Here is a 23,710-nt window from a genome sequence, read left to right as displayed (position 1 = left end):
TAAAAGAAAAATGAAGATGAGAAGAACTATAATTTATTCCTTGTGTTGCGCTTCCTTATTACTTTCTTCCTGTGATTTGGATGTTCCTGTGACTGACCGTTTGCCGGACGAGGAAGTTTGGAAGGATGATAATCTGATAACAGGAGTGTTCTCTAGATTGTATAACCAGATGCAGATGGAACATAACTCCACTTATTTAGAGGGATGGGATGTTTGGAATGTCAGCTTAGTGACCGCTTCGGATGAGGGTACAGGAGCTTACCAAGCTGGGGATCTTGGTACGGGTGACGTTGCCCGTGCGAATTTCAATGATGAGTGGTTTGGTCTGTGGGAGGACGGTTTTAAGGCTGTTCGAGCGACGAATCTGGTGTTGCAAGAGCTGAATGCGGCCGAGATGCCGGAAAGCAAACGGCAGCAATTGATCGCCGAGGCTCGTTTTATTCGTGCGTTCCATTATTTTAATTTGGTAAAACGCTACGGAGGCGTTCCTATCGTGACAGAAGTACAGCAATATACCGGTCCGGAAGACTTGTATGGCTTACAAGTTTCCCGTGATAAGGAGCAAGAAGTCTGGGATTTTATTCTAACTGAATTAGACGAATCCGCTTTGGAATTACCGGAGACCCGTGAATCTGTGGAAAGAACCCGTGCCACTCGATATGCGGCTTATGCGTTGCAATCTCGTGCGGCATTGTATGCGGCATCGATCGCTAAATACGGCAAAGTGCAATTGAACGGTATCGTTGGCGTGAATAGTGATGACGCTAACGCATATTGGGCGAAATCGATCGAGGCGGCGGATAAAGTGATTAACTCGGGTAAATATACGCTTTACAACCAGTATGCGGACCGGGTGGAGAACTTCCGGAATATGTTTCTGGAGAAAAGAGGATGTTCGGAGTTTATCTTCTGGAAAGAGTTTCTGGCTACCGATCTAGGCCATTCTTGGGATTTATTGAATGTGCCGTTTAGCTTCGTGCAGAATGGCTATGGCTGCGGACAGAATCCCACACTCGATTTAATAGAGGCTTTTGAATATAAAGATGGTTCAGACGGTACCTTGAAATTGAAGGATGCTTCCGGCAATTATATCAAATATGACTCTCCATTGGATCTATTTAAGGACAAGGACCCACGTCTTCGGGCGACTTTCTATTTACCGATGGATGAATGTAGGGGAGGGATCGTCGAGATTCGTCGGGGTATTTACGATGCCTCTAAATCTGGGGATGCCCGTTTTATCACCAGCAATAACGTGAACGAGTATTATGGTGAGGAAGGTAACCAAATGAAGATCTTAGGTAAGGATGGCGTGTGGGATACCGGGGATGTTGGAAAGACCGGCTTCTACACGAAGAAGTTCTCAGACGAGGGAGTGACGGATATCTCCGGAAATAAATCAGATGCTCCATGGCCGGTGTTCCGTCTGGCCGAGATGTATTTGAACAAGGCGGAAGCCGCTATGGAATTAGGCAAGACGGGCGATGCCGCTACTGCATTGAATATGGTTCGTGAGAGAGCGGGCATCCGTACGCTTTCTGCCGGGGAGGTTTCATTGGATCGTATCCGTAATGAGCGTCGCGTAGAGTTGGCGTATGAGAATCATCGTCATTGGGATTTAAAGCGTTGGCATATTGCGCATATCAAACTGGCCGATTTCCCGACCATGGCGCTTTATCCATGGTATATCTGGGGGGAAGGTAAATATATCTTTACGACTGGTAAGGCTCCGAAACCTAATAAGGTATTCTTGGAACGTAACTATTACATAAAGATCAAGGATAGCGATATGGGTAGCAACCCGATGTTGGCTCCTAATAATCCCGGTTTCTAATTAATGAAAGGAAAAAGAATCATGAAAAAGATCATATATAATATAGCGATTGTCTTGGCGGCTTCTTGCCTCTTTGCCTCCTGTGAGGATGATAATTATGATGAGCCTAATTCCGGTATCAAAGGCCGCTTTATCGATGCGGAAACCTCCGAGGTTGTCCCGATGCCGGTACAGGGTACCAGCAGTATCCAGATACGTATGTATGAGCGTGACCGTTATTATTCTACGGGTGATGATTACTCGCAGCTTCCGGTTATCACGTATCCCAAGATCGATGGGACTTACGAGAACTCGTGGATGTTCAGTAAGCAATATATCTTGACGCTGGAGCAGACTAATTTCTATCCGGTGGATACGATGGTGGTTGATCTGAACGCCGGTGGACTGACGGATCAAGATATCAAGGTGATTCCTTACGCCCGAATCGATGTAAACAACGCCGTATTCGAGAACAAGAAGTTGAAGGTATCCTATACGATCACTCGTAGCAAGGATGACTATAAGATAGAGAATGCTTTTTTGGCTTGGCATATCAGCCCTTATATCGATAAGATGTCCGGTAACTCGGAGGAATTGGTGACTGTTGACTATACGAACGTGTCCGATAAGGATATCCTAAATACGGTATTAACCCAAGAGATCGGCTTAAGTGAAAGTGCGAGTTTCAACAATAAGGATAAGCAGGCCATCATGAAAGGAAACGGAAATAAGATGTATATCCGTGTTGGTGTAACGACAAACGGTAAGGTTAATTATAGTGAGGTCGTCCCTGTAGACGTATCTTTCTAAAAGTACTTTATTCCGGCAGAAAGGGATTGTCTCCGACTTATGTGGGATAATCCCTTCCTCTTTTAAGTTGGATAACATTAATCTATAAAGATTCCCCGTAGCTACTTATTTATCCGGAGTATAAAGCCAACAAGGGCTACGCCGACTTCTACGTGATGACCGACTTGATTCACGAGCCCGAGATGGACTTGGCTTGATCTTGTTTTTATGCTATTTTTGATGGTAGATAATAATACGTTTAATCATCAAAAAAGGAGATATGAGCAAAAGAAAGAATAACTGCTTGGGCAAGGCGGGCATCACATTTTATACCTATGCCACCGAACGCATCCGGGAGAAACGTTTAGCGGGGAAACATAACACCGCCGATTTATATAGGACTACCCGTAATTGGATCTGCGCCTTTCTGGGTAGGAGAAACCTTCTTTTCCCGGAGATAACCCCGGGCTTAATAAGCCGTTTTGTCGCTTATCTGCAATCCGCCGGCTTGCGAGTGAATACCGTGAATACATACCTCAGCAACTTTCGCTCGATTTATAACCAAGCTTGCCGGGATGGTCTGTTGCCGGCTTGCGTCGTATCGCCTTTCGCGTACTTGAACTTGAAGCGGGAAAGAGCCGGATCTAGGGCGTTGGGAAACGAGTCGCTCCGGGAGATCGTGACCTTGAAGTCTGAGGAGCCGGATTTGGCGTGCGTGATCGACTATTGTACGTTCGCCTATTTATCTTGCGGCATGCCTTTTGCGGATATGGCTCGCTTGACTACGGCGAACCTGTATGGCGAGGAAATCGTATATCGGCGTAAGAAGACGGGGATCTTAATCCGTGTCGGGATAACAGCGGGGATGCGGCGGTTGATTAATAAGTATGCGGACGCTTCTTCCCCGTACCTTTTCCCTATTTTATCTCCGGGTAGAGAGGTAGGGCATGAGGAATACAAGGCGATACTGCGTTCGTATAATAACTCGTTGAAGAAGATCGGTCGTGCGCTATCTCGCCCCATTCATCTGACCTCGTATGTTTTAAAACATAACATATTTTCTATCTAGTTGAAATATAGATAGTTATTACTTGTTCTACGGATGATAGGTAACGTTTTAGAAACGAGCGAATAGCTATATTTAGTTCTCTTTTGCATCATTCAAAGAACGATATTTTCAATGCAAATATACGTTTTACGTATAACAAAGACAAGCTTTTCCGGTTTCAATTGGTTTAAAATTAACCATCAGGAGGCCAATTTCACTCAAGTACACAGAAAAAGTTTTCTTTTCCCTAGTTAGCCTCTCTCTTTTATGAATTAGCCAAAGAAGTTAGATGGCGAATGAGAGATTTCATTCACCTACAACTTTTTGATATATTAGGAGTAAATTTTCACTTATGGGGCTTAAAAAGGCTATTTTTTATTCTATATTTCACTGTTTTTTTACTTCTATTTTATAAAAGGAAAAAAAAGGAAATAAATGGTAAATGATAGAACTAAAATGATAATTGGTTTTTATTACAAATTGCTTTTATTTGCAAAATAATTTGCTATTTTATTAATATTATGAGAACATTTCGTTTAGGGATAGCTGGTGGAAAAGTTTTGTCTCGTGCCTGTTTTTCACTGCTCGTCATCAGTAATATTTACTTTTCTTCTTGTGAGGATGATTTGGATCGGGGGCGTATTTCCGCAAACATATTTTTTACTCCTGAAATACGTGCTTACTGGGATCTATTGATCCGTTCCATGGCCAGCACAGAGGTACCACAGGATAGTGTCGCTTCTTTACAAGGTGGTTATCCTCTCTTTTTATCTTTACACCTTATATACCGCAGTATTACCGTTCCTTCAATAGTCAGAGAGGAGGAGGCAACGGGTCGGAAGACTCGTGTCACGTCTGTAACGACAAACAATATACACGATTATTTTAGGGTACTGGCTTATGCTTACACAAGTAGGTGGAGCGAGAACCAGCCCTGAGCTATTTCTACAATGCTATTGCCAGCAAGTCCCCGGTAGCAACTATACGCTTTCGTCTGAAGCAAGAGTACATAATGAACTGAAACTCTCTTTTGGAGAGTTCATAGTCTTTTGACTAAGGGCGTATAATCCGGGAAAATACAAATTGTATATTTAAAAAAGTATAATGTCTCTGTAGGAAATATTCCTTTTTATATGTGGAATTATTCCACATATGTGTTGTTCTATTCCACATGCAACTCTGTTGTTGTTAGATAATAATTATCTGATTACAAATGTATTACACTCTATTAATCTTTGCGTAACGTTTTGGCATACGTTTTATTCTATGATTTAATGCGGAATAGAAATAGATATTAATTATACAATAAGATATAAATAATAATATTTTATAAATAAAAATATGCTATGTCTCTTTTTTATTTGAATGAACATACGTCCTGTTATAATTATTCAAATTTTATAGAGGAAGGATTTCGCTACTATAAATTTGATAAAGGAATAAACTATGAAGAGCGACTGATAAAAGATTGTATTTTGTTTGTTCTGAAAGGAAATCTGCAGTTCTTGTATAACGAATTTGAGTTCACAGTTTCAGAGGGGAAAATGTTCTTTTGGAGCCGTGATAGCCTCTTCAACATGTATTCGTCGGAAGAAAGTGAAGTTGTTGTCGCCCTATTTGAAGGAGGTATATCGCCCTGCCAAAAAGCTTCTTTTTCAGATCTGTTCCATTTAAAAAAAATTATCAAATATCACATGGAATCTCTTGTAATAAAGGACGAGTTACTAAAATTTCTTGAACTTTTGGTTCGTTATCTGGAAGACGGAGCAAACTGTATACACTTTCATGAGACTAAGCTCAAAGAACTGTTTTGGAACATTCGTTTTTATTATTCTAGGGAGGAACAGGCAAACTTTTTCTACACAATTATCGGTCGATCCCAGGATTTAAGAAATAAGGTTCTGAACAATTACAAAGAATGCAGTACCGTAAAGGAACTAGCATCGTTGTGTGGGCTCTCTCTTCCTGCTTTTAAAAGGCAATTCATTGCGGAATTCGGGGAAACACCGAGCAAATGGATGAAGATGCAATTGTTAGGAGAAATTAAATATAGACTCTCGGTTACAGATTTGTCGTTAGGGAGCATTGCCGATGAATTCGACTTTGCTTCTTTGGCTCATTTTTCCAGATATTGTAAAAGATATCTGGGATGTCCTCCTAAAGAATGGAGAGAACAAATAAATAGACGTACAGAGAACTGATTTTAGGAGAGTTTTCAGATCCTGTTTATATGATGAATCGATTCGGATTGTTCAATGAGATTTCCGACTGTGTTATCCGTACTTTTTCTGCTTTATATGTCTGTTTTTTATATGTTATGTAATGCTACTTATGAAAAAGTTTTTTAGTTAGGTCTGAATCGTAGTTTCTCTGATGCACAAAATAAATTTTTGACTTTATGCTTGATAGTCAGAGTAAGATTTTGTTTAGATGTTCTGTCTTTTATCTTTTACAGTCACAAAAAGTTTCATTATTCATCAAATTGTCAGAGGCTTGTATTTTCATCGGGTTCGTATGAAACTAAATCCGATTCTATTATGAAAATACAATTATCTTTAGTAAGCAGTCAAAAAATGGCTATTGATTGCAACCTCTATCTTCGCTGCGAACAAAAATTTTAGAATTTATGTATAGCAGTGAAGATCTTGAAAGGTTTTACTTTCAATACCAGACCGAGGCTTTGCCTCATGGAGAATCTCTCCAATCGTTTTGCGTTAAGAACAAAGTTCCTTATAACATCTTTCAGAAATGGTACAAGGATACCCGTAAAAAAGTAGTTGAAGTCCAGGTTGATGGTGCTCCTGCAATTGGTCATGAGGAAAAATCCAGGGCTAGTGATCAACCTCAACCGGTATCACCAAGCAGAGATGATCACCCGGTTCGTATTTGGGTTGGGATTCGTATCAGCAATGGCTTGCATTTGTCCCAAAAGAATTTAAGCTACCAGGATTTGGTTCGTATGGTAGAGAAGTTGGAGGGGTTATGTTGAGTGTTACCGGTCTGAATCATTTTTATTATGTCCGTGATTTTACCGATATGCGTTGTAAACACAGCCGTGTGTTGTCTGTCATTCGTGAACGGCTTCACCGTGAGCCCAATGATGGAGACGTCTTTATAGTCATGTCTCGAAATCGCAGGATAGTCCGTATGTTTTCATTTGATAATCGTTCATATAGTCTGTTCGAAAAGAAGTTTGTAGCAGGCTATCAGTTCATGAAAGTAGAGCGGAACGGGGCAGATACTGTTTATCGGATTGCCTGGAAGGACGTGGTTTTGATTCTTGAGAATCCTATAGTTAAAACATTAAAAATCAGATAATCAATCTATTTATCCACTTGCGGTTTTGCGATTATTTTATTACCTTTAATGCTGTAAATCAAAGGTTTAAGTATGATCGATCTGCAAGATATAATTACAACAAAACGAGAGTTGTTGAGTAGGGAAACCTACTCACGCAACCCTATAAATTATAGTGCAGGTATGGCAGAGGATCAGAAAGAGCGATACATACAATACCTTGCCGAACAGAATCAGGATCTTCGGTTGACAAGTGATGCCATGAAGCTTGTTTTGGAGGATTTTATGGCTCAGATGAAGGATCTGAAGGCTCAGGTGTCCTCTATGGAATCGAAACATGCTGACCTTGAGAATCGGTTGTCAGAAGAGCATAAACTTCGCAAATCGGCTGAACGTAAGATTAAATCACTTCAGGAAAGACTTGATTATGCCCATCAGGAACGTTTTGGTGATCGACGTCAAAAGATCAAATCTAAAGCTAAGACGGGTGATTCAGACCGGAACAAGGAGAAGGATGATTATGATGGAACCGATGATACGCTTCGCACGGATTCGGTTGGTCATGTCCAATCACCGGAGGTTAAAGAGCCTTCCGGGAAAGGCCGTGATTTGTCCAATCGTCCTGACGGTTATAAAACGACGGGAGTATCCGGAGAAGTAATAGAGCATCCTTCTGACTTGACAAAGGTTCCCGGTCGCATCATTGAAAGGAGAATGGTACGGGTGTTCAGTTTCCGTACTTTCCTTACGGAAGAATGTTTTGAGATGGTTCATTATGCAGAGCCTGGTAAAAAGCCCAGGTGGGGTTATTTCCCTTCTGAAGGCCATCCGGAGGTGGTGACCAGATTCGAGGGTACTAAAGCTACTCCTGAATTTCTGCAGGCTATCGCCTATGAAGTTTATGTGAAGAATGTGACTTTCGGTCTTCTTCACCAATGGCTGACAGATATGGGCATGACCGTTTCTAAAAACACATTGCGCAACTGGCTTAAGAAAGGCAAGAAATACCTGGATGAATTGGTCTGTGTATTGAAGTCCATAGCTTTGGAAAAAGACTCGATAGTGAACTGCGATGAGACCTGGTGTAAGGTGCGTAAATATGATCACTATAAGAAGTGCTATATTTGGGTTCTGGTCAACAAGGCTCGGAAAACAGCCATTTTCTTCTATGAGAATGGCTCGCGCGGTCGTGAGGTACTTACAGACTTTTTGGGTGATGCAGAATTGAAGAGTATCATGTCCGACGGATACAATGCTTATGTGTTTATCGGCAATGATCTGAAATCAGCCCGTTTTAAAGATACTGTACACCAAGTTTGTATGTCACATGCCAAGAACAAGTTTGTCAAGGCTTCCAATCAGGGTGGTGAACCGACTGCAGAACGCTTTTCCGAAATTTTAAAGGAGTTCTTTATGAGGGAGCGTAAATACGATGATGCCGGATTAACTCCAAAAGAAAGGTTTCGGGAAAGGCAAAGTCTGGAAACGAAGGAACTCCTGATAGAATTGCGCAGTCAGTTGGACAGTGAACTGTCAAAGGATTCAGAATTTAGAAGTCAGTATTATAGGGAAGCTCTCAATTATCTGAACCGGTTCTGGAAAGAGATTTTTGCCTACTTGGATGATGGTGAATTACCTATAGACAACAATCTGGCAGAGCGAACCATTCGAAAGCTGACTACCCAACGTAATAATTCACTTCATTATGGTAGTGATGCCGGTGCTGGGATGGCTGCAACATATCATAGTGTGATTGGAACGGTAAAGCTTCATGGCAGTTCTGTCTGGAACTTCATCGGAACTTTTTTCAAAAATATCTTTAACGGATGCAGGGATTATGTTAACATGGTTCCTGACAAAATCACTTTGGCTGCCAGCCAATGTTAAATTCAAGACTAATTAATTAACAAAACTCGGTTTAGGGCACTGAAAAGTGCCCTTTCGAAGGGGGATGCCCTAAATTGAGTGCTTACTTATCTTTATAGGCAATCGTCTTGTTTATGGGGTTTACTGCGCAGGTTCAGGAATCAAATGAACATTAGATTTAAGTAGCTGAAAACATCCGAAGTGGAAATCGTACCGAACAAAATCCATTATCTCATTGAGATTCGAGAATATTCCGGAAGAGAGTTTGGCGGGAAATCTAAATCGGAAAAATATTGTACCAAAGTAGCATTGAGCCGAATTGAACAAGGTTTGATACAAACGCTAAACGAAGGGGATCCCGAAGGATACCATCCAGACACAAGAATGCGGTGACTTTTGGCGGTGACTGAAGCAAGACTTTTTAGTGGCTAAGAGTTTGACATTACACTGACAGATTTCAATCAGATAGATGAAGTACTCAAGCTGATAGACACGAAAGGGATCAACATCATGTGCATAGGTGATAAAAACAAAGCTATGTCGATGTACCACCCAAAAGGGAAGATCGAAGCATTAAAGGCGGCGTACCTGAAAGCGCTTTAGCTAATAGAGGCATTGGTCAATAAATTAGGACATGTGAGATGCATTGTGAAAGAAAAGCGCAGTATCATTTTCCCTTTTGCACAAAGCAATGTCAATGTCTCATCCTCCGATGCGGCATCGTTGGGCAATTTTCGTATTATTAAGGAGAGCTCCTCAATACTTGTGCGTTTTGAGATGTAGATTAGCCATAAAGTATCTCAAAAGACGTGGACGAATAGTGTTGTCGCCTAACTAAATCAGCCGAAACGGGGAATATGGTTCATTACTTCAGCTTTTCCTGTCCATGGCGCACCTACCGACTTCCTTTTTCAACCGCTCGCCTGTTCATTGGTCAGCCTTGCACGTTCCAACACTCCCCCTATTTCCTGCTACAGTACTCAAAATCGATCATAGAATCGGTCCGGTTCCGGATAAAGCCGTTATCCCTCTGTCGGTTGAATTTGGTTTCCAGTTTATCTTAGGTTTCTTCCTCTACTTTTCCCCGCATCAACCAATAACAGTATTTCATAGCGTTGTCTTGCAATTGCTGCATGCATTCAGTCAAACAAATATTAAAACAACAGGAAACGAAACAGTGATCTAACAGACGCCAAAGAACAATCCCCAGCCGATATCTTTCGTTGTCAATTGGAATCAGTTTAGTTTGCTTTGGATATATAGATAAAAAGGAGTAATCTTGAGTGTAAATGGTAAATAATAGAGCCGAAATGACAATATATGTCTGACTTTAATTATTTTTCTTTGCGCTGTAATTTTTGACACAAATCATAAATAATTATTAAGCCGTAGTATTCCATGAAAACATTTTACAAATTAAACTTTTTATCTCTTTTTTCCTGTCTTATCAGCTTCTCTTTGATTATAATAAATAATTAAAATAAATATGAGATTTTTTTTATTTTTCTGTTTTTTGTCCTGCTCTATCTGGAAGATGGATGCGGCAGTTTACGGAAGTGATACGTTGCGTTGCCGTATCTGCTTTCCTGTGGGCAGTTCCGTTGTGGATCTTTCCTATGGGGAGAACGGTTCGCGCCTGGATGCCTTTGTGGCAGGGATTCATGCCCGGCAAGCAACAGCCGTGCTGTGCCGTTTGAGTCTGCATTCCGGTGCCTCTCCCGAAGGGGGCTTGACCTTTAACCGACGTCTGTCAGATAAACGGCTCGCCTCTTTCCGTTCCATTCTTCAGGAGCGTCTTTTCTTGCCGGATTCGGTATTTACAACCGTCTCTTTGGGGGAGGATTGGGAGGGCTTAACCTCTCTTGTCGAGGAATCGGATATGCCCTGTCGGGAGGAAGTGTTGCGTATCCTTCGCAATACCCCTGTATGGGTGACCCGTAACGGTGTTGTCGTGGATTCCCGCAAACGGCAGTTGATGAATTTAAGGGGCGGACAGGCATGGCGATACATGCATGCACATTTTTTCCCCGAGCTCCGCAACACTTCGGTGGTCGAATGCGAATTTGCTCCTGTTGGGATGGAAAAAGAGCTAGCCCCCCCGGTGGGAGCAACGGAAGGCCAACCGGCTGATACGGTAATTGTTCGTGATACGGTTGAGAGGGTGATTGTTTTTCGTGATACGGTCCAACTCCCCGTCCCTGTTGCCGGACCTTCCAAACCGTTCTACATGGGGCTCAAGACGAACCTTGTCTATGACGCCCTGCTTGTGCCGAACATCGGCGTGGAGTTCGCTCTTGGCAAGGGATGGACACTGGGGGGCAACTGGATGTACGGCTGGTGGAAAAATGACAGGCGCCACCGTTACTGGCGGGTGTACGGCGGGGAAGTCGGCCTGCGCAAATATTTCGGTCAGCGTGCATCCGATAAACCACTGACCGGCCACCACGTCGGTGTTTACGGCCAGTTGTTAACCTATGATTTCGAATTCGGGAGGCGCGGTTATATGGGTGGCCGTCCCGGAGGGACATTGTGGGATAAGGCCCATTACGGTGTCGGTTTTGAATATGGCTATTCCCTGCCCGTGGCCAGAAGGCTGAACCTTGATTTCTCACTGGGCCTGGGATATTTGGGCGGAACATGTTACGAGTATGTTCCGGTTGATGCCTGCTACGTTTGGGAGAAAACGAGGACACGGCAGTGGGTGGGCCCGACCAAAGCGGAGATCTCGCTGGTATGGTTATTGGGCCGGGGCAATTACAATCAGGAGAAAGGAGGTAAACAATGAACAAGATGACTTATATCCTGCAAGCGTTCCTCATTTCAGCGGTTCTGGTATTCAGTTCATGCGAGCATAAGGAACTGTGTGATGACCATTCCCATACAGCCGGGCTGCACGTGGTTTTCGACTGGGTGCACGCACCCGATGCCAAACCGGAGACCATGCGCCTGTACCTGTTCCCTTTGGATGGCGGCAAGGCGCAGGCCTACGAATTCACGGATTACCGGGGAGGATATATTAACGTACCGGCAGGCCGTTATAGGGCCTTGTGTGTCAATTCGGACACGGAGTCCGTTCTTTACCGCAACATAGACCTCTTTGACAGCTTTGAGGCTTACGCTCCGGACGGCGCTCTGGCAGTAGGTTCATCAACCTCGGTTCCCCGGGCAGAAGGCACGTGGGACGAACGCATTGCCAGGTCTCCGGACCGGCTATACAGCGAGCGCCTGGACGATCTGGCCATTGAAATATCCAAGGAAGAGCAGACGGTAACCCTTTATCCGGAACTTTCGGTGTGCCGTTACCGGGTGGAGATCCGGAACGTGTCTAACCTGAAGTATCTTTCTCCGGAGGGTCTTTCCGGATCCTTATCGGGCCTGTCGGGAGGATTTCGGGTCGGTCGGAACGAACTTACGCCGGATCCGGCGACCGTTCCATTCGAGGTGGTTTCCGACGGGATCTCCACGCTAACGGCGGAATTTCTGGCTTTCGGCCAAGTGGGGATGGGAGAACCGGCGCACAAGCTGGTGATTTACGCTATCATGGCTGACGGCAGCAAGAATTATTACACCTTTGACGTCAGCAAACAGGTTGACGAAGCGGCCGATCCGCGGGATGTCTACATCTTATTGGATGGTCTCTCCCTGCCGAAGCCGATCGTAAATGGTGGAGGATTCCACCCTTCGGTCGATGAATGGCAGAATATAGACGTGGATGTTATAATGTGATGTAAAATGTGTATTTATTGATATAGAATCTTCGAAATTTTATTCATTAAACCTTTTTAATTTTTTATGAAAAAGTATTTTTTATTTTCGGCTATGGCTGCTGTAGCCTTAGCCTCGTGTACCAACGACGATGTTGTTGACGTGAACAAAGGAGGAGGTATTTCTTTCCGCGCGTCTTTGGATAAGGCGCGTACCAAGGCGGTAACAACCTTGAGCAATCTCGGGGCATTCAATGTAACAGCTATTGGTAATGGCAGCAATTATTTCACGAATTTGGAAGTCACCTCTCCAGATGGCGGGAATTCCTGGGAAACGGCAAGCACTTATTATTGGCCGAGTTATGGGCTCGCTTTTTTCGCATATGCACCTCAAACGCCTGGTGGCACAGTCGACATAAACAATGGAGGAAAGAGTATAACCGGCTTTTCTCCTGCGCAGGATGTCGCAGCGCAAAAAGACCTTGTCATTGCTTACAATAAGGGCACGAAGGCTGACAATGAAGGGTCGGGAGTTCCCTTGAATTTCAAGCATGCCCTTTCTCAAATTGAAGTAAAGGCCAAATGTTCCAATGCAAATATGAAGATAGAGATTATAGGTGTCCGGATCGTGAATGCGGCGACATCGGCGAAGTTCACATTTCCGGAAACAGAAACTTTGTCATCATATGTTTTAGAACAATCTCAATGGGCAGACTGGTCAGGAAAAGATGGAGGTCATGAGAAGGCTTACTATATCAAGGGAAATAGCCCTGTGACACTGACGGCTGACGCCCAATCCATCATGTTCGGGGATGATAATTTCATGCTTCTGCCGCAACAACTGACAAAGTGGGCTGGCAACGCCGATAAAACCGGGGCTTACCTGTCCGTACTTTGCCGTATTTCCAGTTTGGATGGCACTAATGAAACATTATTGTATCCTCAGCCGACAGATACAGACAATAAGAACGGAAAATATGCATTCTCCGCAGTGCCAATCGATACCAACTGGGAACCGGGCAAGAAATACACCTATACGCTGAACTTCTGCGGTGATAATGGAGGAGGAGGCCAGGTGGATCCTGATCCGGACCCGACCGATCCAGATGTAGATCCCGATCCAACCGATGACGATCCCGGCGATCCTATTCTGGGCAAACCTATATATTTCACTGTAACGGTTGACGATTGGCAAGACCAACCGATGGATATTGACATGAAGTAATTTGATTTTTGTGATTCATTTCAATGTGAATTGACTCTCTCAGTGTCCGGATAGGATTGGACAGGGATCGCTCTTGATATAGAGGGCAAGTGGAGGATCGCCGTATATCTTTCACCCTGTCCGTTCCTTGCCGGATATTTTACGAGATAATTATTTTCGATGTTTATATTATTGATACACATTTTTTAATGTCATATGTATATGAGACGATTTATATTTCTTTCTGGCAGAGCAGACCTTTCGCGTCTGCTGCCTTTCGTCTTTGTCGCCGGTATTTTTTGTCTTTCCTCCTGTGAGGATGATCTGGAACGCGGTAAAACTTCCACAAGTATCTCTTTTACCCCTGTAATACAATCCAGCTGGGGTCCATCGGCACGAACCATGACAGGAACAGACATGCCACAGGGCAGCGTCTCATCTTTACAAGGCGGTCGCACTTCTCTTTACCTACACACCTTATACACCGACAGCATCGCCCTCCCTCCTTCGGACAGCCGGCCTGATAGGGGCGTTCTTACCCGTGCCACTCCCATAAAGGATGTCAACATGTACGAGAGTTTCGGTGTCTCGGCTTACTCGTATACCGGTTCCTGGAGCGAAGACAAAACTCCCAACTACTTCTACAACGCCACAGCCAGCAAGTCCGACGGCGGCTATACGCTTTCCTCCACCCATTACTGGCCCGGTTCTTCATATAAAATGAAGTTCTTCGCCTATGCTCCGACAGCCAACACTCAGTACGTACTTTCCGGCAGGACACAGGCAGGTTCTCCCACCATCAGCGTCACTATTCCGAGCGATGTCAACGACCAAAAAGACCTTCTCGTGGCAAAGACGGATGAACTGGCCGGCAACACCAACACTGCCGTGGCCCTTAGTTTCAATCATGCCCTTACCGCCATCAGGTTCGTGTGCGGAGATGACATGCAGGTAGGTACCGTAAAGAGCGTCAGTTTGAAAAACGTTTATTCCAAAGGGACTTACAATATGGGGACACAGACCTGGAGTGATTTGGATACACCTGCCACCTTCTCGCAGACATTGGATAAAGTGACAACAGGCACACCTGACGAGGCGCTCACGAGTGAAGCGCAGACCTTCATGATGGTTCCGCAGACTCTTCCGGATGGTGCACAACTCGAAGTGGTATTCACTGACAATTCCAGCATCGACCACACGCTGACCGCTGACATCAAAGGTACATCCTGGCCTGTTGGCAAGACTGTCACTTATAAAATTTCCAGCAGTTCCATCAACTGGAGCTACACGCTTACCGTCTCGGGGCCAGCCGACTTTACCTATACCGGCGGTACACAGCCATACAGTGTCACCAGCTACCGTGAGAACACCAAAGGGGTTCAAGAAGCTGCCCCATGGACCGCACAATATTCAGTAGATAACGGAGTATCTTGGACAGACACCCGACCGGAGTGGCTGACCGCTTTCACGGCATCCGGAGCCGGCGGGACTTCTGCACAGCCATACGATGCAACGGTCAGCGTACAGACCGGTACGGATACATCCCCCCATACGACCGCGTTGCAAAATGCGACAGCCAAAGGGACTGCAGATACTCCCTATAACCTCTCCAACCAGACTGATGGCGGTCCAACAGATGAAAATACCGCCAACTGCTACGTTGTCAGCGCTCCGGGATACTACTCTTTCCCTCTGGTATATGGGAATGCCCTTAAAAATCGTTCAACCAACGAGTCTGCCTATAAGACAGGCAATACCGGAAGCAATATTCTGAGTAATTTCATCAATCATACCGGGGCGGGGATCTCCGATCCATACATCGCTAATAATAATGGATGTACACCGGCTAAAGCCGAACTGGTTTGGCAGGATGTGATGGACCTGGTTACGGATATAAAATACAACGCCGGGTCCAATGGCGGCAATATCTCTTTCAAAGTGGACCGCTTTTCTATCCAACAAGGCAATGCCGTCATCGCAATCAAGGATGCAAGTAACAACGTACTTTGGTCCTGGCATATCTGGGTGACCGATGAGAACATCGACAATGTAATTGAGGTAACCAATTACCAAAACGTAAAATACAATATTATGCCTGTCAATCTCGGCTGGTGTGATGATGATGTCACAACTTATGCAGAGCGTAGTTGCAAGGTGAGATTCACTGCTGGAGACGCAAGCAAGGAAGTGACCATCAGACAAGTCTCGGCTTCAATCACAATAAGAGGCAATCATCCTTATTATCAGTGGGGCCGTAAAGATCCGTTGCGTCCTTCGAACGGATTGGCCGATACCAATAAAACTTGGTATGACAAGAATGGCACTTCTTCCCAAAGCAATCCTGCAACAGAGAACTTCTCTGCCGGCGTTACTTGTATTATGAACTATATTCTCAAACCCGATGTGATGCAGAATCAAGTTTCTGGCGATAATGCTTATGCGAATCTCTGGAGTGTCGATAACACCGTTTATACCGCCAATGACAATCCTGTTGTAAAAACGGTCTATGATCCCTCTCCTGTGGGCTTCAAACTTCCTCCCGGTAATGTTTTCACTGGATTCACAACAACCGGAGGCAGTACAAGTACGTCTTCTGAAATCAACGGAACGTGGAGCAGCAGTTCCTTGAAGGGATGGAATTTCTACACTGATTCTTCAAAGAGTAAAACCATCTTCTTCCCTGCGTCGGGGTATCGCTACCGTTCCAATGGCATGGTGAGCAACGTTAGTAGCGACGGCTTCTATTGGTCGGCGGTTCCGTCCAGCCCGACCAAGGGTCACTACCTGTACTTCAGCTCGTTGCAAGTGATCCCTTTGAGCACCTCCAACTATCGGGCTGTCGGGTTTGGGGTGCGTTCTTGTCAAGAGTAAGGATTTGAGATAGAAGGTAGAAACACAAGGATTTGTTTGGTTGATTTAAATTATTCCTCAAGGGTTTTCTCAAGATAGGGCCCTTGGGGAATTACGTCTATGCTAATAATAAGGAGAAGAGCAGAATTTCATAAAGATATCATGAAATATAAGCATGAAATTTACAGTACTCATATTAGAAGGTAACTCCCTCAAGCTCTATCAGGTCATGGGACATGGTGGTGGCATTCATGCCTGTAGAAAGAAAGACCGGCAGAGGTTACAATATAGACAATTATTATATTACTTCCGCCAAAGCGAGGAATATACCTGTCAGCTTGTTGACAAGCTTACATGGAGTGACAAGATGTATCTGTATCCTATATCCAATGTAGAAATGTCTAAAAATTCACTTCTGAAACAAATCCTGATTGGTAAGAATAAAATAAGTTGAGAAGCTGTTTCAATTTTGTTTGTGGTGGCGTCTTTTCTGCAGTCTATGATCTCCTCTCTATGAAATAATATCTTTGACATACCAGATACAGCTTCCAGATTTATCACAATGGTATTTATTCATAACAGTAGATGACATGAAATATTATAGGAAAAATCAAGCTCCACAATCCTTGCAATCACTGATTGAATAAGATTTTGTACTTGATGGTTATGTAATATTTTTATAGATTATATACTCCATAAAAAGTTTTCTGATTTTTTTAATATTGTAAATTGCTTCTGTTTTTAATGCGGTTGTCTTTCCACTTATAAACATACCGACTCCGGAGGCAAAGGCTGAAATGGTTTGTCGGCGTATTCGCCGTTAAACCGTTCGTTTTCGGTTAAACGAAAACACAACTTGCTGTCCGCAGGAGCGGACCACGTTTATCCAATAATTATTGTGTATCAGACTGTTGTGTGGCTATTTTCCTGTGTTTTGTGGGGCTTTTCCATCAGATATTTGCCGGCTGTTCTCCCCATTAAAAGATAGATATATCTCCATAACCATGTGACTTACGCCCATAATTCGGGGATAAGGAGGCGAATATACGGAAAATCTGCCCTTTACATACCTTATTCTCCATTAACGAATTACTACTTCTACACTTCTGCAAATGGAGAATGACAGGTAGCCGTATACGCCTGATTGTTTTTTCATCGTCTCCATTAACGGATTGCTACTTATACACATCTGCAAATGGAGAATGACAGGTAGCCATGTGTGACTTATGTTTTTCTTTATAGTTCTCCATTAGTGAATTGATATTTATACACTTCTGTAAATGGAGATTTTAAGATATCTGTATCCGGAAAGGTGCGTGCTCCCTTCGCTTCCGGCTATCCTTATTTTAATATCCAGCTATATTGCAATTCTGTAATAGCATTATCCGGATAGCGTATCATACGGCTATATACAAATATGGCTACACTATAATTCATGGTTGTGATGGAGATGGCTCTTCCCATCCGGTAACATGACCATAATACCACGAGAAAAAAAGACAACGTCCACAGAGAAAAAACGGATGGCAGGGACGGTTACAGAATGACAGATTTCGACAAATAACCGGCTGTTTTGGGAAACAAGCTCGGATCTGAAGTTCTGGTCAATCAGCCGTCAAAAGGCTGTTTAGGTATATTATGCCATCAGGTACAAGAATGTTTGTTATGGTAGCTTTCTCCGATTGTCATTAGGGAAAAAGGATTTCAGGGTATCCTGTTTTTTGGTATTCTGGTTGTTTGGTAATCAAGAAAATAGAAAGTCTGGTACATGTGAATTTAGGTGATCATCCCGGATGGTAATCTGTAAAAGAGCTTTTTGGAACATTTGAAATACCGATAATAAAAAAAACGAAATCAGGTATATGGACGCTGTCATATACCCACAACCTGCCATATCGCTGTTCCGATAATCATATATGGTTATCCGTGTATCCCGCTATATCCTTATTCCGATAGAAGGGCTTATCGTTATCGTCGTATCTCTATATTTAGGCATATGGCTATATGCGTATTCAGCGGTATCATTGCCTTTCCCATCCGGGTCTGCCACAGGTTGGATAAGTTTTTAATTTGAAGGTAATCGGCCTGATGGTATAGAAACATGAAAAACTCTGTAATCATGGCATTTACCCGGGCAGAGAAGCCACATCTTTTTATTGTCGAATTCTCAGCGTTGCTTCATCCATGTGTGAAGAGGAATTTTTTCTTTCATAGCAACGTTCCTTTCACATACGCCAAAGGGGGTAGTGAATCCAGCCCTGCTTCGGCTTTCTTTTCCATATGACAAAAACTAACTATCCATGGCTATTCCTGCTAGTGGACTGATTTTGTTTGGCAGGTATCGTTTCTTTCTTTACATTCGCACCAATGAACATTAAAAATTGAGCGCATGGAAATATACTACATTGAAGCCGATGTCCTTGAGATGATGCGGACATGCTCCGAGAACCTGTCCGCACATGTGGCAGATTGTATGAGGGAAACCGCTGTAATGAACTCGGAGAATGACTGGACGATCAGGATGTCTGCCTACTCCTTAACATCTCACCGTATTTTGCTTTCTTTTGAGTAGGTAATGAATGATTCAAAACGATGAATTCCGTTTATTCCTATCCTAAAAAATATTTTATTCCCTTCTTCTTTCTCATTAACTTATTCAATATCAAATTCTTTCTTTAATAGTTTAAAGAATACATCGTTTCTATTTGATGCAAGTTCATAAATGTCTTCAAAGGAATATAATTCTATCCTAATATCCATTTTATTTCTCGGATTGTCATCCTTAGAAAAATTGTCCTCAAAGTAATATGAATTTGCAAGGAATGGGATAGGTTTATATCCGCCACTAAAACTATTGGATGTCAACTCCTTGTCTATATCGGATTTCCTAGCAAGAATGATACCTGTATATTGTACTTGCTCCGTATTCACAGTCCAATTCAATGTTTTATGTGGATGCTTATAAAAATCGTGAGCGTATCTTTTAACCTGTGCTATCATTCCTTCTTTGGTATTTCCTGCATTATGTGCGTTTGTTGTTGATTTTAACTCAAGGATCAGAATTTGTTTTGTTTTTTCTGGGTCATCAGCCCAAATGTAAACATCTGACAAAGGTTGCCCTGACTTGGTGCTTTTAACTTTGAAATCGTTTGAGAATGTTGTGAACTTGTCATCCAGAATCCAAAGATTATGTAAATGATTGATATTTGAAGAATCACTTAAAGTTGTTCCTCTTTTAATAAAGAGTTCATGTACAGAGCTTTCTAATTCTGATTTATCATTTCCGTCTTCATCAAATTTTTGAATTAACATATGCAAACGTTTCAATACACTTTCTCGATGTTTGACATATATATGCAAACTTGAGTTTAAAAGCTTATAACATTCTTCAGAATCACTAAAAAGTTTATCTTCTTCATTTTCGAACTCTCTATCTATTTGATTCCAGAACTTTTTCTCTATCCTACTCTTCTCGTCAATAGCAGATTGTACAATATCTTTCTCATTTACTATCTTTTTATCATCGATAATATTACTATCTTCAATAAATGTCTCAAGCGAGGGGTACTTCTTTTTGAAATTCTTTAAATTACGCTTTGTCTCCTTTTGGTTGTTCTCTATAATAGAGCTAAATTCAATATCCAAGATCTCACTTATTTTCTTATTTATTTTTAATATATCATCAATTGGGATTTCTATTTTTTCGCCTTTTGTGTCGACATATTCATCGAAATATTCCGATGTTAAATACAATAAATAACCGTCATTATTATCAATTGAATAACTTAATTTCCCATTGGATAAATCCGCTTTCAAGTTCCTTGCAAAACAGGTTACCGGATTCTCTCCATGCATTTGTGTTCCTTTTTTTATCAACCATAGCATAAAAGATTTATTACCCTCTGCGAGATTGATTTCAAAGGGTTTTCTTTCTGTTTCAGATTCAATATTTCCTTTTTTTACAGTAACATCCTCTCCATTGAAAATAATATTTACTACAAGCTGTTCATTGGTTACAATGAATGGAAAAAAAGTTTCTATAAACCATTGTTTAAATGCTTTTGAGTTTGGGTATTTATAAAAAAAAGTTTTTGCTCGTCCTAATGTGTTTTGTTTGTTTAAGTATGCTGTCAGCTTGGTATAGGTATCTTTTATTTCTGGCATCTCTTCTACAAACTCATCAAAATTAAAAAGTCCATCAGATGTATTTGGATATGGAATGGTTCGCTTTTGATATGTACCATCTTTATCCTTATACACCGTTTCATATTCAGATGAGTCGGTAAAGTATACAATAGCCAATCTCCCTTGGCCCAAAGGATGGAAATTAAACTGCTCCTTTTCCAGGTTTTTTTTATCAAGTTCTTCAAAATAGAGACGATTTTTTTCTGTAAAGCCTTCACCATTATCCCTTAATTCGATTTTACATTGATTTTCATCAAAAGTAATATTTAGGTCTAGCTGAGGGATAAAATTCGTTTCTTTATTTTGCCGAATTAAAACGGCATGTATGGAATTGGAAATTATCTCTCTTAATAAAAGAAAGAATTTTTCACGGCTATTCTTATATTCTTTCTCTGCCCTGTATTGAACGTTTGATTTCTGTTCCATGATGATACTACAATTTTTTGAAGGCTATTTTAAACTCAACATATATTCTACTTGACGATAAAAGATCACTTGGCCACTTCAACCGACATCTTACGGAATTCCTTAAGCAAACTCCTTAATTCTAACGTAGCTTTACGTGCTTTCATACCTGCCACATTGTTGCCTTTGGAAACCAGCTGTTCCACATCTTTTTGAAAAACGGCAAATTTTCTCTGAATGTCAACAAGAAGTTTGTTTATATCCTTAAAAAGTGTTTATTGACCAGTGATTTTATAATCATAGTTACAAAAATAAGATTTAAATTCCAAATAATTAAATGTTCTAGTCTCTTTTTATTGAAAAGACTACGAAGGACAAATAAGGTTCAGGAGCAATTTCTCGTTTGGAACCACTTGTTGAAATCGCAATGATAAAGTTCTTAGCCTATATGGAGCACTCCAGAGATTTTATACTCATTTTTTTGATACTTATTTTGTACGGTGGAGTTTTTTTTCTTTACCTCTTTCGCATGACAATAGCCGACTATCCATGACTATTCCTGCCAGTGTGCTGGTCGTGCTTGCCTCTCATGGTTTCTTCCCTTATATTCGCACTGACATTTAAACGAGTTAGGAATATGGAAATACGCTACATCGAGGCCGGTGTCCTTGAGAGGATGCTGGCACGTGCCGAGAACCTGTCCGCACGTGTGGACAGACTGTATGAGAGAAACCGCTGTAAGGAATCCGGAGAGTGACTGGACGGTCAGGATGTCTGCCTGCGCCTTGACATTTCGCCACGTACCCTGCAAACCCTCCGCGATACCGGACGGCTGGCGTTCACCCGCCTCCAGCGGAAGTTCTATTACAAGCCCGGGGATGTGGAGAAGTTGATGGTCTACGTCGGCATCAGACGCAAGGAGAAGGAGGTGAGAGAAAGAAGGAAGAACGAAAACCTTTAAAGAGCGGAAGAGATGGAAGGCATTATCGACAAGGAGAACGAACGTGTCCGCAGGTTCTTTGCCCTGCTGGACAACATGGAGAAAAAGATGGAGCGTCTTGCCCGTGACAACCGTCCTCCCTTCAACGGGGAACGGTTCCTGACCGACAGGGAGTTTTCCGGTATGTTGAAGATCAGCCGCAGGTGCCTGCAGGATTATAGGGATCAAGGACGGATTCCCTATATCCAGCTCGGTGGGAAGATCCTATACAGGCAATCGGACATCGAGAGGCTGCTGGAGGAGAATTATCACCCTGCATTGGTATAATATCGTATTCAAGTTTAAGGATTGCCGCCGGAATTGCATTTACGATTCCGACGGCAATTTTTATTTAGCCTGCGGCCGGAAAGGAAGCCGCAGGCTTTCTTCTTTCTATCAGCCGGTCCATGTCCGAGGATATCTTCCGGTCGGTGACCTGGGCGTAGACCTGCGTGCTGTCGATGTTCGTATGGCCCATCATCCTGGCGATGCTCTCTATCGGAATACCCGCGGTCAGTGTCAGGGTTCCGAACGAATGCCGGGCCATGTGGTAGGACAGGTTCTCTTTCATACCTAACGCCACGCCCATTCCATGTACCTCGTACCAGAGGACGTCGCGGACCGGCAGCGGGAATACCGGCCTGTCGTCATCCGTGGTGTTGTAAAGATCCAGTATCTGTCCGGCTATGGGATGCAGCGGGATGAACGCCTCCACGTCCGTTTTGGCGCGGCGGATGCGGATATACCTTCTCCCTTCCGAGGTCGTTCCGATGTGACGGGGATGGAGAGCCCTCGTATCCGCGTAGGCCAGACCGGTCAGCGAGGAGAAAATGAACGTCCTGCGCGCCAGCTCCATCATCGGGTCGGGCAGCGGGGTTTCCATCATCCGCTTCAGTTCACTGCGGCTGATATGCCTTAGTTTAGGTGCTTCTTTCCTCTCGTATGCCACGTCCTCTATCGGGTTGGCACGCAATACTTCCCGGTCCACGGCGATGTAGATGAGCCGGTTGAGCCAGCACAGGCAGTGGTTCACGTGTCCGTTCCTGTGTCCCAGCTCTTTCTTGAGGAAGACCTTGAACGATTCGGCGAACTCTTCGGTGATGTCCGAAAAAGCGATGTCCTTCATCCCGCGGGATTCGATGAACTGCCTGAGGTTAAGCTGCGTGGTCTTCGACTGGCGGTAGGTGGAGGTGGAATTGATCTCCTTGGAGCGGACCCTGAGCCGTTCGCGTTCCACCTCTCCGGCCTGCAGGAGGTATTCCGGCACGGAATTGGTACCGGATACGGTGGTCTTGAGCAGCTCGGCCGTGACCACTCCCTGGTTCCTCAGCAGGTTCCCGTACGCCTCTTCCAGCCGGCTGCGGAAGGCGGCAAGGCGGTTGTTCTCCCTGGCTGTTTTGATTTCACACTTCTTGCTGTCCCAGTCTCCGGGTTTGCAATAGATGCCTGTCGTGACAGCCGATTTCTTTCCGTCGATGCTGATCCGGCAGAGGACGGCGGTCGTGCCGTCCGATTTTACCTTGTTACGGTTGATGTAGAATAAAAGCTTGAATGTACTGCGCATGATAAT

At 43.3% G+C, this 23,710-nt stretch carries 18 protein-coding genes and 1 pseudogene; 15 read left to right on the top strand and 4 right to left on the bottom strand.

Annotated features, from left to right (window positions below):
* Positions 1-16: 16 nt before the first annotated feature.
* The 8 genes from CI959_RS06995 to CI959_RS06965 all read left to right on the top strand — a co-directional run bounded on the left by CI959_RS06995 (position 17) and on the right by CI959_RS06965 (position 8,834).
* Positions 17-1,834 (top strand): RagB/SusD family nutrient uptake outer membrane protein, encoded by a 1,818-nt coding sequence (locus CI959_RS06995; protein WP_095231471.1) that lies wholly within the window; start codon positions 17-19, stop codon positions 1,832-1,834.
* 21 nt (positions 1,835-1,855) lie between these two features.
* Positions 1,856-2,623, top strand: coding sequence for a DUF3823 domain-containing protein (locus CI959_RS06990; RefSeq protein WP_036630095.1), 768 nt, complete (start codon positions 1,856-1,858; stop codon positions 2,621-2,623).
* 259 nt (positions 2,624-2,882) lie between these two features.
* Positions 2,883-3,671, top strand: coding sequence for a site-specific integrase (locus CI959_RS06985; RefSeq protein ID WP_255223110.1), 789 nt, complete (start codon positions 2,883-2,885; stop codon positions 3,669-3,671).
* 500 nt (positions 3,672-4,171) lie between these two features.
* Positions 4,172-4,588, top strand: coding sequence for a hypothetical protein (locus tag CI959_RS21320; RefSeq protein ID WP_074908884.1), 417 nt, complete (start codon positions 4,172-4,174; stop codon positions 4,586-4,588).
* 408 nt (positions 4,589-4,996) lie between these two features.
* The gene (locus CI959_RS06980) at positions 4,997-5,851 is read left to right on the top strand and encodes an AraC family transcriptional regulator (RefSeq protein WP_095231430.1); all 855 of its coding nucleotides are present in this window, start codon (positions 4,997-4,999) and stop codon (positions 5,849-5,851) included.
* A gap of 425 nt (positions 5,852-6,276) precedes the next feature.
* Complete coding sequence (locus CI959_RS21495) at positions 6,277-6,639, top strand: hypothetical protein (RefSeq protein ID WP_173675129.1); 363 nt, start codon at positions 6,277-6,279, stop codon at positions 6,637-6,639.
* Positions 6,633-6,968: an IS66 family insertion sequence element accessory protein TnpB gene (gene tnpB / locus CI959_RS06970; RefSeq protein ID WP_007761176.1), complete on the top strand. Its 336-nt coding sequence runs from the start codon at positions 6,633-6,635 to the stop codon at positions 6,966-6,968. Before CI959_RS21495 ends, tnpB begins: the two co-directional genes overlap by 7 nt.
* A gap of 72 nt (positions 6,969-7,040) precedes the next feature.
* Complete coding sequence (locus tag CI959_RS06965) at positions 7,041-8,834, top strand: IS66 family transposase (protein ID WP_095231429.1); 1,794 nt, start codon at positions 7,041-7,043, stop codon at positions 8,832-8,834.
* An 890-nt stretch (positions 8,835-9,724) separates the two neighbouring features.
* Here CI959_RS06965 and CI959_RS21770 read toward each other — a convergent pair.
* Positions 9,725-9,969 (bottom strand): annotated as a pseudogene (locus CI959_RS21770) (hypothetical protein); the annotation flags it as partial.
* Positions 9,970-10,347: 378 nt separating this feature from the next.
* Here CI959_RS21770 and CI959_RS06955 point away from each other — a divergent pair.
* The 5 genes from CI959_RS06955 (at position 10,348) to CI959_RS06930 (ending at position 19,143) form a co-directional block, all read left to right on the top strand.
* The gene (locus CI959_RS06955; protein WP_095231470.1) at positions 10,348-11,598 is read left to right on the top strand and encodes a DUF3575 domain-containing protein; all 1,251 of its coding nucleotides are present in this window, start codon (positions 10,348-10,350) and stop codon (positions 11,596-11,598) included.
* Positions 11,595-12,539, top strand: a complete 945-nt coding sequence (locus CI959_RS06950) for a DUF5119 domain-containing protein (protein ID WP_095231428.1) — start codon at positions 11,595-11,597, stop codon at positions 12,537-12,539. The genes CI959_RS06955 and CI959_RS06950 overlap by 4 nt, the downstream gene beginning before the upstream one ends.
* 66 nt (positions 12,540-12,605) lie before the next feature.
* A complete protein-coding gene (locus CI959_RS06945) occupies positions 12,606-13,742 on the top strand; it encodes a fimbrillin family protein (RefSeq protein ID WP_095231427.1) in 1,137 nt (378 codons plus the stop codon).
* 195 nt (positions 13,743-13,937) lie between these two features.
* Entirely contained in the window at positions 13,938-16,592 is a 2,655-nt protein-coding gene (locus CI959_RS06940; protein WP_095231426.1) for a fimbrillin family protein, read from the top strand.
* A gap of 2,368 nt (positions 16,593-18,960) precedes the next feature.
* Positions 18,961-19,143: a hypothetical protein gene (locus tag CI959_RS06930; RefSeq protein ID WP_095231407.1), complete on the top strand. Its 183-nt coding sequence runs from the start codon at positions 18,961-18,963 to the stop codon at positions 19,141-19,143.
* Between the two features lie 80 nt (positions 19,144-19,223).
* Here CI959_RS06930 and CI959_RS06925 read toward each other — a convergent pair whose 3' ends face one another.
* Together CI959_RS06925 and CI959_RS22095 are read right to left on the bottom strand one after the other, a co-directional pair.
* The gene (locus CI959_RS06925; RefSeq protein WP_095231406.1) at positions 19,224-21,182 is read right to left on the bottom strand and encodes an ATP-binding protein; all 1,959 of its coding nucleotides are present in this window, start codon (positions 21,180-21,182) and stop codon (positions 19,224-19,226) included.
* A gap of 65 nt (positions 21,183-21,247) precedes the next feature.
* Entirely contained in the window at positions 21,248-21,421 is a 174-nt protein-coding gene (locus tag CI959_RS22095; RefSeq protein ID WP_215710725.1) for a histone H1, read from the bottom strand.
* A gap of 497 nt (positions 21,422-21,918) precedes the next feature.
* Between CI959_RS22095 and CI959_RS06920 the strand changes: the two genes are divergently transcribed.
* The gene (locus CI959_RS06920; protein ID WP_095231405.1) at positions 21,919-22,122 is read left to right on the top strand and encodes a helix-turn-helix domain-containing protein; all 204 of its coding nucleotides are present in this window, start codon (positions 21,919-21,921) and stop codon (positions 22,120-22,122) included.
* A gap of 12 nt (positions 22,123-22,134) precedes the next feature.
* On the top strand, positions 22,135-22,428 hold the full coding sequence (locus CI959_RS06915) for a helix-turn-helix domain-containing protein (protein WP_095231404.1): 294 nt from the start codon (positions 22,135-22,137) through the stop codon (positions 22,426-22,428).
* Positions 22,429-22,492: 64 nt separating this feature from the next.
* On the opposite strand, the gene CI959_RS06910 is transcribed toward CI959_RS06915, so the two are convergent.
* Positions 22,493-23,704, bottom strand: a complete 1,212-nt coding sequence (locus tag CI959_RS06910) for a site-specific integrase (RefSeq protein ID WP_095231403.1) — start codon at positions 23,702-23,704, stop codon at positions 22,493-22,495.
* Positions 23,705-23,710 lie beyond the last annotated feature (6 nt).

This window comes from Parabacteroides sp. AT13 (genome assembly GCF_002272965.1).
Taxonomy (GTDB): Bacteria; Bacteroidota; Bacteroidia; order Bacteroidales; family Tannerellaceae; genus Parabacteroides; species Parabacteroides distasonis.
Note: the sequence above shows the minus strand (reverse complement) of the source record. Positions and strands in the feature narration are given on the sequence as shown.